Here is a 12263-nt window from a genome sequence, read left to right as displayed (position 1 = left end):
GCGGAATATATTCCTATTTTGCGGGATGCCGCACCCTCGCCGACACGAAGCCGTTTCCGAATATCACCTCGCCAAAATTGAACGACAGGCGTGGCGCCTTGTCTCTGTCGGTCGGGGCGACGCTTTTGGACCTCAAAGTGTCCGCTGCCGACCTCGGCCTGCGGGTTGGTGAACCCGTTGAAATCATCGTTGATCTGATCGCCGCACAAAGCCTTCAGATCATCGGCAGCATCGCGGTGGCGCACAACGAGAGCAACACGGTCAACCCGGCAGTGGCGGGCGGGCTGGGCTACATGAGCGTTGGGCTGACCGTCACGCCGACCCAGAACGATGTCACGTTTGGCACGAGCCTGCTGGTTCGGCTCAACATCGCTGCCGGCGTCGGTGCGAATGGCCTGTTCGTGCTCGGCTGGGCTGTCCAGAAGGCCAAGTCACGCCTGACCTACATCGGCGGGGCTCTCCAATCTGCGGCCATGGTGGCGGAGGATGCGCACCCGAAGCTTAACATCGACCCGTTCTTCCGCATTGCGGCCAGCGGCGTCACCAACGACTATGCTGGCAACCCCCTGATCGGAGCATCGGCTGGCGGGTTTCCTCCTGTTCTGGTCAACGCGCCGGCAGGCTCGCCCTTCGGCACCAGGCCATCAAGCTGCCGGCCGGCCACGCTGCACGACATCAAGACGCCCGTAGCCGAAGCAGGGTTGACGGTGGGAGAAACTGTCTGGTGTATCTTCGCCTTCATGGCGGGGAGTGCCCAGTCCATCCAGTTCATCCAATACATTCCGGTGTCGTCCGGGGTGACCCAGACCGCTCAGATAACCAAAACGGTCAATGGCCTGACGTATATTTCGCTGCCCATCGTGGTCACCCAGAACGACGTTACCTACGGCCTTAATCACCAGCTCCGCATCCTTCCGACAGGGGCCTTGGCCGCGGATGCCTACCTTCTCGGCTGGGCCATCCAGAAGGCACCGGGCCGGCTGATCGATAACCATGGCCGGTTTGACAAACTGGCCAAGGACGTTGCCTCCGTGCCGGCCTCGCAGTTCGCCGGCAAGATCGGTGCGCACTTCGGCGATAGCATCATCGAAAGTGTCATCTGGCCGGGCATCACGCCGACCGCCAAGATTGCCCAGCGCACCGGCATGACGATCACCAACTGCGGCGGCGGCGGTACCCGCATGGCCAACCATGCTGCGAACTATGACAAGTTCTCGTTTTACCGGCTGGCCGATGCCATTGCCTCCGGTGATTTTTCCCAACAGATAGCCGCAGCAACGCTCATCGGAGGCACCTTTCCAGCGATTGCAGCGCGCATGGCATCGGTGGATTACAGCCTGCTGGATTACCTGATCCCCTCGTTCGGCACCAACGACTTCACCGGCGCCGGCCCGACGTGCCCCATCGGCACCAATGCGGACATAACCGGGGCGACCTTCAAGGGAGCCATCAACTACGGCATCCAGACGATCATGACCGCCCGGCCGAACCTGAAGCTCATCTTCACGACGCCGATATGGCGGACGCTGGACGGCACTGCGGGAGGAGCCGGAAGCCAGCTGATCGACTACGCCAACGCCATGCTTGAGGTCTGCGCCCTAAACAGGGTGCCAGTGGTCGATCTGTACCGCCGCTTCATCATCAACCAGTTCAACTACGTTCATTGGATGGGTCCTGGAGACGGAACTCACCCTAACAATCTTGGACAGGACCTGATCGGCGGCATGATGGCGGCGGGGCTGTTCGACAACTTCTAAGTTGCGCCTAGACAATCTCGGCGCGGACGAAATGCCATGACGCCGTGTTAATGATCGTGTCCGGGGTGTAGGGATTGGTGAGTTTCACTAGCGTCCCATCAACTTCCGCGACCGTCCAGACGCCAGTTTCGTCGCTCCAGTCGCCCGGAACCGCTACAATCATGGTGATGCGGTAATCTCTTCCGATTTCGAACATTCGGCCCTCCCCAGTTTTTGGTTCGGGGCAGAATGCGCGCGTGCTTGGGTCGGCGCAAGCGTCACCGACCTCGCAGGCGCGGATGGCGTCGACCAGCGCGACAACCGCGCCACGGGCCAGGTGGATGCCATCCTCGACGTGATCTCGAGCAACCTTTTCACGGCGATGGCAAATCTACCCTAGTGGAAGTCAATCTTTTTCGACGGCTGCGCGGTGTGGCTTTTGAGACTGATGAGCGCAGGCGTGTCGATCTTCGACGCTATCCGCCGGGCCAGTTCCCGCAATTCGAAAAAGCCGTCAATACTCATCAGGCTCAACGGTGTGCCTGACGAAGTATCCCACCGCAAAGGTACTTTGTCTTGCCTGTACGAAGATCCGTTCATCTCGCAAATGGCGTCGTAAATCGCCTGTGCGATCGACATTTCGGCACGGATACGCTCTGCGTCTTTTTGGCTGTTCATAAGAATTTTTCCCCAAACCACGGTCCCCCTTAGCCGCTTTCATTAGGTGTCGCTAGATCACGCGGATGTGACACGTCGGATAAAATCGATTGATATGGCCGAGGGAGCGCACGCGGTTTTCTTTGGTCTTCGCCGTGTTGAGCGCCGTGCAAGACTCGTGCCGCGTCCATCTTGATCGCAGCGTTGAATGGGCACTATTCGCAATGTATATTGCGCGCATGAGCACTGCAGCTGACAACAATTTTTTGCTGCCGCCCCCGGCTCCAGCGTATCTGCCGGCGCGCGTCATCGGCGACCCGAAGAAGGCGGCGTAGTGGTCAGCCCGCTTCCGGATCCCGAGGTCGCGGACGAAGCGCCAAGCGAGCCCTACCTCACCCCATACGACAATAAACGCGTCGCCATGTATATGTGGCTGCTGGACGCCGCCTATGACGACGAGGATTGGCGCGTGGTTGCCAGGACTGTGCTGCATATCGATCCCGAGAAGGAACCGAAGCGGGCGCACCGAGCCTGGGAAACTCATCTCGCCCGCGCCCGGTGGATTCTCAAGGAAGGGTACAAGTTCCTGTTCCCGAGCCCCACGACTCACTGACGAGTCTGTCCGTTAGGGCCGAAATTGGGGCCGCAAGAAGATACCGACAAAAGGTTTAATGAAATCAACGGCATCTGGCGGAGGGAGTAACCGTCCGGCTGTTTTTTCGCGCCGACGTCATGCCTTTTCTTCGCACCGGTTAAAGGTTTTGGTTCCCTGGACCAGGAAACATCGATGGGGCTCGCGGTCACCCAGGTGAACCCACCGCATCCACCATGCGCATCAAGCGCACTGGTCAGTCGACGCGACAATACACGAGACCCGCCGCGCAGTGCCTGCAGTTCTTTGAGACTGGCACTGATGAAGGCAAGTGCCTCGCCGCGGTTGGGAACCGGTCCCTTCTTCATAGCACGAACCCTGCTGCCACGAATTGACCCCAACTTAATTAAACGCGCTCTCATGGCGTGAAAGTGACTGTCAGCATTGGAGGCGCGGAAATTTCTCCCAATGCAGATGCTCAGGACGTCCTTCGCACTGCCGGACGGTGCCTTTTTGAAGCGAAACAACATGGACGAAATCGTGTTTCGTTCGTCTATGAAGCCGCCATGTTGCGGGTCGTGACGCCCTAACCTACCGCTGGCCCAGCCCTGACGCTGGCAGAGTATCGCGAGAATGGGGCCTGCCTTCCAACCGATTGCGGATGCACCAACAACCCGGCCACGTACGACGTTTCACAGCCTGGGGCCTATTTTTCAGGTAACCGGCAATTCGTTGGAGTCCGTTCTCCTAAGTGACGCAAAAAGGCCCGCCCCATTGTGTGGAGCAGGCCCTTTGACTTGCGCGGTACTCAGAACTTTGCCGCTTCGCGAAAGATAATAGCGAATGGTAAACATCGACTGAACGTCCGTGCCGCTTCGGTGGCCTTGGGTTAGGTGGGGCCTGTCCTTGTTGCTTGGCGAGATCGGGGCGGCTGATGCCGGCTCAGTGCGACGCGGATTTCGTGCAAACCCCGACAATGCTGCCCCCGCATCGATCACCGCAAGCAGATTGGCCAGCTAAATGTCATCCACTGCAGGGCAAATTCGTTGCTCGCCGGCCGACAAATGCTGGGAGGCACTGCATGCGCGCGCTCGCGCGGACCTGTGGTGAAAGAATTGGCGCCCGGCCGCGATTGATCAAAGTTGGGCCTGCGGACCGAGTGTCACCGCTTGCGATCGTAACATTGATGCGAGTCCGAATTTACTCTTTGGCTCGCGCCCAAGCTGGACGCTCAAGGATGCCGCGTCTTCGCCGATATCCTGACGCTTCAGCCCGGCGACCGGTGGCGCAGAGAAACCTCACGAACGCGAGCCGGATCGCGAGCCAGATCGAAGATGAGCTTTCCACCCCTGCATGGTACCGGAGTCTGGGCCCGTTGGCGCAGGATGGAAGTCGATCCTGATGTACGATGATACACTTCCCGTGCGTCGAGATGGGCGGACTCGAAATGAGGCCGCAGTTCGTCAACGACACCGTTGTCGCTCGGGATTGCCTGCTCGAACAGCAGATGTCCGTAATCGGCCGTCAGGCTTCGAGCTCCTTCGGCTGACTTTTGAGGGCGGCGATGAGTAGCCCCAAAAGAGCCTTCCGCCACCGGAGCAGGAGCGAGAAGTTGTAGCCGGCGGCGGCCAGGACGGCGTCGCCCTGCTGGCGGGCGAGGTAGTTGCGGCCAGCTTCTTTCGCTTCGCGCCACCAACCCTTCGACCAAACCGGTGCCGTGACACCCGTTCCGAGAACAGGCGAGCCGCGCGCCGGTCTATATGCCGCGAAGGACAGACGAGCCAACATCCCGAAACTTGCTTACGTCGAACTCGCGGGAGACCGGCACCAGGGGGCCTGACACCAAGTCCTCGAATGCCCTCGATGTGTGTTCAAGATCCTAGGAAGTTCTCTCCTTACCACTGGAAGACAGCTCGTCCAGCCGCATCTGAACAGGAGGCCGGTGCTCAATCAGTGCCGCGCAGGATGTGCCCGATTGACAGGCATCAGGGAAGCCCAGGTCCTTAGTCCACAACGCTGTGACGAGCGCGACAACCGCGGCGGGGTTAGCCAGCTCACAGTTCAAGTCGATGGCTCAACTGTTGCATGGGGAGAGCTCTTACTTCTCGCTCCAAGTGCGGACGCGGCGCACGAGCTCGGAAGTTGAGATCCCGTAGCGATCGTGAAGCGTCGGCAGCGCGCCAGCGTCGAGGAACTCGTCCGGCAGGGCGATCTGCCGAAAGACTGGGCCCACTCCCTCCCGCATCAGCAGCGCGGCGACACCTTCGCCCAGCCCACCGATGATGGTGTGGTTCTCGGTCACTATCATTAGCCGTCCCGGACGGCGCGCCGCGGCAAGTATCGTCTTCGTGTCCAGAGGCTTGATCGTCGGAACGTGCAGAACGGCGCAGCCGATCCTGTCGGCTTCAAGCGCCTTCGCCGCCTCCAGCGCGCGCATGGTCATCAGGCCGCTTGAAATGAACAGCACATCCTCACCCTCGCGCAACAGGCGTGCCTTGCCGATTTGGAATGTGTAATCGTACTCGTCGAGCACGACAGGGACCTTGCCGCGCAAAAGCCGCATGTAGACCGGCCCGTTGTAGTCCGCGATCGCCTCCGTGGCCTGTTCGATGTCGAGCGCGTCGCAAGGGTCGATGATCGTCAGGTTCGGCATCCCGCGGAAGATCGCGATGTCCTCCGTCGCCTGGTGGCTGGGGCCGTAGCCGGTCGTCAGCCCCGGTAAGGCGCAGACGATCTTCACATTGAGTTTCTCCTCGGCGATCGCCATGCAGATGAAATCGTAGGCACGTCGCGATGCGAAGACGGCATAGGTCGTCGCGAAAGGCGTGAAGCCCTCCCGCGCCAGGCCGGCGGCGGCGCTCATCAGCACCTGCTCCGCCATGCCCATCTGATAGAAGCGGTCCGGATGCTCCTGTGCGAAGACATGGAGATCGGTGTATTTCGCGAGGTCCGCCGTCAGGCCAACTATCCCGGGCCGCTGGTGCGCCAGTCTGGCCAGTGTGTGCCCGAACGGCGCATTGCGTGTCGGTACGCCATCGGGCGCGATCGACGCGATCATCGCCGATGTGGTCTTGCGCTCACCGGCATTGGCGGCGTGGCGCGGCGCGAATTTTGACAACCTCAACGCGGACGTCCCTTTTCCAAAGCTTCGAGCGCCAGCGCCCATTCATGCGGTTCGACGCGGATGAAATGCGTGATGTCGCGGGTTTCCAGGAATGGCACACCCTTGGCCATGCGCGTATCGCAAACGATCACACGCGGACGAGGTTCCTTCAGGCCGCGCGCCAGGTCGAAGGCCTTGCGGACCGCCTCGATGTCGTTGCCGTCGACGCGCTGCGCATGCCAGCCGAACGCCTCGAACTTGTCGGTCACCGGTTCGGAGGAGAGCATGGCCGTCGACGGACCATCGGCCTGCTGATTGTTGAAGTCGACAATGGCAATGAGATTGTCGAGCTTGTGGTGGGCGGCCGACATCGCGGCTTCCCAGGTCGAGCCCTCACCGAGCTCGCCGTCGGACAAAAGATTGTAGACGAAACTGTCGCTTCGCTTGCGCGTCAGCCCCATGCACATGCCAACGGCAATGCCAAGGCCGTGACCGAGCGAGCCGCCGGTGATCTCCATGCCGGGCGTGTATGGCGCCATGCCCGACATCGGCATACGGCTTTCATCGCTGCCATAGGTTTCGAGCTCTTCCTCCGGCAGCACGCCCGCTTCGATCAGAGCCGCGTAGAGCGCGATCGCATAGTGTCCGATCGACAGCAGGAAGCGGTCGCGTCCCTCCCACAACGTGTCCTCCGGCCGGTAGCGAAGCGCATGGAAATAGGCGACGGCAAGCACGTCGGCGACACCCAGCGCCTGTCCGACATAACCTTGGCCCTGGACTTGGCCCATTCGCACGGCATGTCGGCGGATACGATAGGCTCGTTCGGCCAGGCTGACATTGCTGCCAGCGCGAGGCATCTCAAGATCCGTTATCCTCTCAGCCATGGATCAGCATCCCACCGTTGACGTCGATCACGGCGCCGGTGATGTAGCTGGCCAGATCGGACGCCAAAAAGAGATAGGCGCCAGCGACGTCGCGCGCATCCCCCAGCCGGCTGAGCGGGATTCCCTTGATGATGTCGGCGCGCATGGCTTCGGTCAGTTTGCCGCCGGTGATGTCGGTCTGGATCAGGCCCGGTGTGACACAGTTGACGCGGATGCCTTCGGGACCGAATTCGCGCGCCATGGCCTTGGCAAGCCCCAGAACACCCGCCTTGGCAGCCGAATAGTGCGGGCCACCGAAGATGCCGCCGCCGCGCTGGGCCGAAACCGACGACATGCAGATGATCGAGCCACCGCCATTTTCGCGCATGTTCGGGATGAATGCCTGGCTGAGATAGAGCACGCCGCGTAGGTTGACATCGAGCATGCGGTCCCAGTCAGCCGGGCCGATATCCAGTGTCTTTGCGGGCTGCGTGATCCCGGCAATGTTGCACAGCACGTCGACCTTGCCGAAGGCTTCGGCCACTTCGGCAGCAGCCCTCTTGCAGGCATCGAGGTCGGCGACGTTACAGGCGAGGCCAATGTGCTCGGGCCCAAGCGACTCGGCGGCGTCACGGGCCTGTTGCTCATCGAGGTCAAGAATAGCAATGCGCGCGCCTTGCTCCGCCATCAGCGTTGCCGTGGAGCGGCCTATCCCCCGAGGGCTCGCGGCCCCTGAAATCACCACGGCCTTGCCCTTCAGCAACATGTCGAACTCTCCTGCTATTTCTCTTTGCCGGTGATCTAAAGTCGGTAGAACCGGGCGGCGTTGTCGTGGAACAACGCAAGCCGCTCCTCATGGGTGTAGCCTCGCGTGATCTCCTTGAAGGCGTTCACGATCGCATCGAAGCTCGAAAACAGCTTGTCGACCGGAAAGTTCGTCGCGAACATGCAGCGGCCGACCCCGAACGCCCCGAACGCTTCCTCGACATAGGGACGGATCGATGCAGCGGTCCATCGCCAGTCGCCCATGCCGAGACCCGAGATCTTGCAGGCGACGTTCGGCGCTTGCGCCAACTGATGCATGCCTTTTCTCCAAGCATCGAAATGCTCAGGGCCATCGACCTGCATGCCGGTGTGATTGAGAATGATCTGGACGTCGGGGAAGTCCAGCGCGAGCTCGAGAAACTCGCCCATCTGCGGATAGTAGAGCTGCAAGTCGAAGCTCAACCGGCGCTTCGCCAGTTCCCGGAAGCCACGTCGCCATTCGGGTGTCCGGCTGACCTCCGGACGCGACTGATAGGTCTTGGCGGGGTCAGGATGGTAATTCATCGACTGCCGTATACCGCGGAAGTTCGGATATTCCATGTGGCGGTCGAGGAGGTCGCCGACATCGGGTATGGACAGGTCGGCATAGCCGACGATGCCGTGGGGGAAGCCCCGCTTGTTGGCGATCTCCTGCAGCCAGCGCGTCTCCCCAACCGGATCGCTGGGATCGAACCCTACGTCCAAGTGCACCGATTTCACCAGGGTCTGGTTCCTGGCGTCTTCCAGGTAGTCGTCGAGAAGGTAGCTTTTGCGGATCGCCTCGTAGTCACCGAAAGCCGACGGCTTAACCCCGTCGGTCAGCCACGGATAATAATTGGTCTCCAGATCCCACAAATGATGGTGCGGATCGATGAACGGCAGCTCGGCCACGGTCGGGATTCCTTGCTCGAGGTCTGGACCCGCCGGCCAAGCCGGCGGGTCCATTGGGTGGCGGTCAGTTGCTCGGCGGAAAGACGCGGGCAATGACCCTCTTGGCCTCAGGACTCTCGACCTTGTCGGCGGTCACAAGAGGCATGACCAAGGCCAGGTCCTGGGTCACCGGTGCGCCCGTCAGTGCGTTGTAGACCTGCTGGGTTCCGTCGATGCCCTGTCCCACCGCCTCCTGGAAGAAGATGCCCTGGATCGCTCCCTTCTTCAGCAGCGCGATCGTGGTCGGCGAGCCGTCGGCCACGGTGATGCCGATCTTGCCGGTGAGGCCCCGGGTCTCGACCACCTTGGCGGCGCCGGTGCCGGCTTCGTCATACATGCCGTAGATGGCCTTGATGTCGGGATTGGCGGTCAAGAGGTCGTTTGCCTGGGTGACGGCCTCGTTGATCGTCAGACCCCGCGTTTCCAGCATCTGGACGAGGTCGCAGCCGTCGGCGGCAAACGCCTCCTTGGCGCCCTTGAGGTATTTCTGTGCATTCTCCCGGTCCTGCGGCAGCGACAGCATGCCAACCTTGTTGCCGCCACGCTCCTTGGCAAGCTCGCAGGTGAATTTCCCCTGCGCCTTGCCGGTCTCATAGTTGTTCGCGGTGACCGAGGACGTATAGTTGGTGAGGCCCGGTTGCGGCCCGATGCCGGCAAAGGCGATCGGCACTTTCTGCTTCGCTAGATAGTCGAGCAGCGGCGGTGTCGAGGTCGAGCTGACGGGGCCGATCACGATGGCCGCGACGCCTTTGGTCACGGCGGTCCGCGCATTGTCCATCTGCTTGGCGGGTGAGTTTTCCGAAGTGTACTCGACATAATCCATGCCGAGTTCCTTGGCCTTCTCCTTCACGCCGTACCCGACCCATTGCCAGTAGGAGATGTCCAGCGACGGGGCGATGTAAGCGACGGTCTTTTTGTCCTGTGCGTATGATGCGCTGGACAAGGCGGCCGCCGCCAATGCTGCAAGTAGTATGGTCTTCAACTTCATCTTGGTTCCTCCCGTTGATGATCTAGAGTCGGTTCTTGCTGCTGAAGCGGTCGATCAGAACCGCGAGCAGGATCGCGGCGCCGGTGACGGAGCCTTGCCAGAAGCTGTTCACGCCGATGAGGTTCACGCCGTTCTGGATGCAGGTGATCATCAGAGCGCCCAGCACGGCACCGATCGCGCTGCCGGTTCCGCCAAAGAGGCTGGCCCCGCCAATGACGACGGCGGCGATTGCCTGCAGCATCAGGCTGGCGCCGGCCGTGGCTTCGGCGTTGAGGATGTAGCTTACCGTCAACAGGCCGGCGAAAGAGGCAAGCAGGCCCGAAGCGACATAGGCGGCAAACTTGATGCGCAGAACCGGGATGCCGAGCAGCCGGGCAGCAATTGCCGACGAGCCGACGGCATAGAACCAGCGTCCGAGCACGACCTTTCGCAGGACGTATTCCAGCGCGATCATCAATATGATGCAGAACAGAAGATGGTTGGGGACGCCCGGGATGATCTCGCCCGAATTCAGGAGCCAGAAATCCGGCGCGCCGATCGGCATCGAACGACCATTCGTGACGATGAAGGCCAGACTGCCCGCCACCGCGTAGGTGATGAGCGTGACGACGAAAGGCGCGAGCCCAACGACCGTGACCAGAAGACCATTGATCGAGCCGAAGACAAGGCCGACGGCCAGGCCGGCAGCACTGGCGGTCAGTCCGTCGGCGCCACTGGCCATCGCCAGCGCGGTCACCATACCGGTCAAGGAAAAGACTGAACCGACCGAAAGATCGATGCCGCCGGTGACCACGACCAGCAAAACACCGAGTGACATGATGATGAGGGGCGCGGCGGCCTGGATGATGTTTTGCACATTGCCCATGCTGAGTGCAGCGGGCACGAACATGCCGACGGCCAGCAGCAGGACGACGATTGCGGCGGCAATCGCGCCTTCCGTTCGGTAGGACAAAAGAACTGCTGGGACGCGCGAGTTGGTGGTCCGGAGTTTGTCGGTGGTCGTGGTGCCGTTGCTCGCGTCGGTCATGCCGCCATCCCCGTCAGTTCGGCGAGCCCGTCTTCGGTGTAGTGCTCTTCAGGCAGGAATCCCTTCGGCTGCCCATCGGTGTCAAAGGCGAAAATGGCGTCGCAAAGCTCGAGCAGTTCGACGTTCTCGGTCGACCACCAGATGATGATCGCGCCAGCGTCGGCCATCTCCCGGATCAAACCGTAAATGTCATGCTTGGTGCCGATGTCGACGCCACGCGTCGGCTCTTCCAGCACCACCATCCGGAGCGGCAGCCCAAGCCAGCGTGCGACGAGAAGCTTCTGCTGGTTGCCGCCGGACAACGAGGCCGGCAGGTCCCAGATCGAGCTGGCTTTCAACTTCAGCGCTGAAACGAGATCGTGACATTCCTGCCGCTCGGCTGCGGCCACGATCCGCCGTCTTTCGCGAACCCTGCGTGCTGCAAGCACGTTATCGACGATGGGCAGCTGCGAAAGGATCCCCTTGGTTGCGCGGTCGCCCGAAACAAAGCCGATACCGGCCCGCGCCGCTGCCGCTGGAGACGAGAAGCGGTCCGCAAAACCCTCGCCGGAAAGGCGCCAGCCAGCCCCGGGTCCGGCGCCCACCAGGGGAGCAATGAGGCCGGTCGGGCCTGCGGGCGCGCCGGCCAGTCCCAGGATGGTGCCGGACGAAATCGCTATCCTGACGTCGCCGGGGCCGAGGAGTTCGACTGGTATGCCCTGTCGGAGGTGTTTTTGCGGGTTGCGGTGCCTTGCCGGACGCTGCGCGTGTTGGCCCATCTGCTGGACGATTTCGGCGTCGCTGAGCGATGCAAGCGGCGTGGCATTCGCGATCGTGACGCCATCGCGCAAGATCGTGCAGACATCGCAGAGCGCGCGGATTTCCCGCATACGGTGAGAAACAAAGACGATGCCGATGCCTTCCTCGTGCACCAACCGCTTCAGCACCGAGAAGAGTTTGGCAGTCTCGCCGGCAGTGAGATTGGCCGTGGGCTCGTCGAGAAGCAGCACTTCGGCTCCGGTGGAAAGGGCACGAGCGATCTCGACGATCTGGCCTTCGTGGAGGGACAATTTGCGCGCCGGCAAATCGATGATCTCTTCGCCGATCGCTGGGTCAATCAGCCGCAGCGCTCCGAGCGCGGTTTCGCGCATGCGGCGACGGCTGATCTGCGACCAGCCCGACCTCGCATGCACAATGCCGATGTTTTCCGCGACCGACAGCTCGGGCAATAGCGCCAGCTCCTGATGCACCACCGCCATGATCGGGCTGGTGTGGCCGGCCTTCGACGAGGCGAAGCTAATATCGCCGGCATCGCGTGAGATCAGCCCGGTGATGATGCGGATCAGGGTGCTTTTGCCGGCGCCGTTGCCGCCCAGGAGCGCGTGGATTTCGCCAGGCCGGACCTGAAAACTCACGCCCCGAAGGACCCGTGTTGCGCCGTAGTTCTTCTTGACATTGGAAGCCTCGATCAGGGGCTTCCTGGTCGATGCCTGTCCAACTGCCGGCACATTGCCGGCACTACCCAAGCTTTGGGTTGAACTCGGCTCCATCCTGTATCTCCTTCCGGGACCACAGGATGATGCG

Annotated in this window: 12 protein-coding genes and 1 pseudogene; 2 read left to right on the top strand and 11 right to left on the bottom strand. The window is 61.5% G+C overall.

Annotation, left to right across the window (positions count from 1 at the left end):
• The first annotated feature begins 98 nt into the window (after positions 1 to 98).
• Positions 99 to 1757: an SGNH/GDSL hydrolase family protein gene (locus tag NKJ93_RS32905; protein WP_352593532.1), complete on the top strand. Its 1659-nt coding sequence runs from the start codon at positions 99 to 101 to the stop codon at positions 1755 to 1757.
• Positions 1758 to 1764: 7 nt separating this feature from the next.
• Here the strand turns inward: NKJ93_RS32905 and NKJ93_RS32900 are convergent, their stop codons facing one another.
• Positions 1765 to 1953, bottom strand: coding sequence for a hypothetical protein (locus tag NKJ93_RS32900; RefSeq protein ID WP_023722438.1), 189 nt, complete (start codon positions 1951 to 1953; stop codon positions 1765 to 1767).
• 179 nt (positions 1954 to 2132) lie between these two features.
• Complete coding sequence (locus tag NKJ93_RS32895) at positions 2133 to 2414, bottom strand: hypothetical protein (protein WP_023722439.1); 282 nt, start codon at positions 2412 to 2414, stop codon at positions 2133 to 2135.
• Positions 2415 to 2727: 313 nt separating this feature from the next.
• Between NKJ93_RS32895 and NKJ93_RS32890 the strand changes: the two genes are divergently transcribed.
• Positions 2728 to 3006: a hypothetical protein gene (locus NKJ93_RS32890; RefSeq protein WP_023722441.1), complete on the top strand. Its 279-nt coding sequence runs from the start codon at positions 2728 to 2730 to the stop codon at positions 3004 to 3006.
• Here the strand turns inward: NKJ93_RS32890 and NKJ93_RS32885 are convergent.
• From NKJ93_RS32885 to NKJ93_RS32845, 9 genes and pseudogenes are all read right to left on the bottom strand, one after another.
• On the bottom strand, positions 3000 to 3515 hold the full coding sequence (locus NKJ93_RS32885; protein ID WP_245278754.1) for a hypothetical protein: 516 nt from the start codon (positions 3513 to 3515) through the stop codon (positions 3000 to 3002). The genes NKJ93_RS32890 and NKJ93_RS32885 overlap by 7 nt on opposite strands.
• A gap of 994 nt (positions 3516 to 4509) precedes the next feature.
• A pseudogene (locus NKJ93_RS32880) lies at positions 4510 to 4653 on the bottom strand (IS5/IS1182 family transposase); the annotation flags it as partial.
• A 430-nt stretch (positions 4654 to 5083) separates the two neighbouring features.
• On the bottom strand, positions 5084 to 6109 hold the full coding sequence (locus tag NKJ93_RS32875; protein WP_502896986.1) for a transketolase family protein: 1026 nt from the start codon (positions 6107 to 6109) through the stop codon (positions 5084 to 5086).
• Positions 6106 to 6945, bottom strand: coding sequence for a transketolase (locus NKJ93_RS32870; RefSeq protein WP_156948304.1), 840 nt, complete (start codon positions 6943 to 6945; stop codon positions 6106 to 6108). Before NKJ93_RS32870 ends, NKJ93_RS32875 begins: the two co-directional genes overlap by 4 nt.
• Before the next feature lie 19 nt (positions 6946 to 6964).
• A complete protein-coding gene (locus tag NKJ93_RS32865) occupies positions 6965 to 7717 on the bottom strand; it encodes an SDR family NAD(P)-dependent oxidoreductase (RefSeq protein WP_023722445.1) in 753 nt (250 codons plus the stop codon).
• Positions 7718 to 7752: 35 nt separating this feature from the next.
• The gene (locus tag NKJ93_RS32860; protein WP_031195132.1) at positions 7753 to 8646 is read right to left on the bottom strand and encodes an amidohydrolase family protein; all 894 of its coding nucleotides are present in this window, start codon (positions 8644 to 8646) and stop codon (positions 7753 to 7755) included.
• A gap of 64 nt (positions 8647 to 8710) precedes the next feature.
• On the bottom strand, positions 8711 to 9673 hold the full coding sequence (locus NKJ93_RS32855; protein ID WP_352516222.1) for a substrate-binding domain-containing protein: 963 nt from the start codon (positions 9671 to 9673) through the stop codon (positions 8711 to 8713).
• Between the two features lie 22 nt (positions 9674 to 9695).
• Positions 9696 to 10700, bottom strand: a complete 1005-nt coding sequence (locus NKJ93_RS32850; protein WP_352509974.1) for an ABC transporter permease — start codon at positions 10698 to 10700, stop codon at positions 9696 to 9698.
• A complete protein-coding gene (locus NKJ93_RS32845; protein WP_352593530.1) occupies positions 10697 to 12229 on the bottom strand; it encodes an ATP-binding cassette domain-containing protein in 1533 nt (510 codons plus the stop codon). Before NKJ93_RS32845 ends, NKJ93_RS32850 begins: the two co-directional genes overlap by 4 nt.
• Between the last annotated feature and the right edge of the window lie 34 nt (positions 12230 to 12263).

It is taken from the genome of Mesorhizobium sp. M0028 (genome assembly GCF_040323855.1).
In the GTDB taxonomy this organism is placed as follows: Bacteria; Pseudomonadota; Alphaproteobacteria; order Rhizobiales; family Rhizobiaceae; genus Mesorhizobium.
This window is presented reverse-complemented; position numbering and strand designations above follow the sequence as displayed.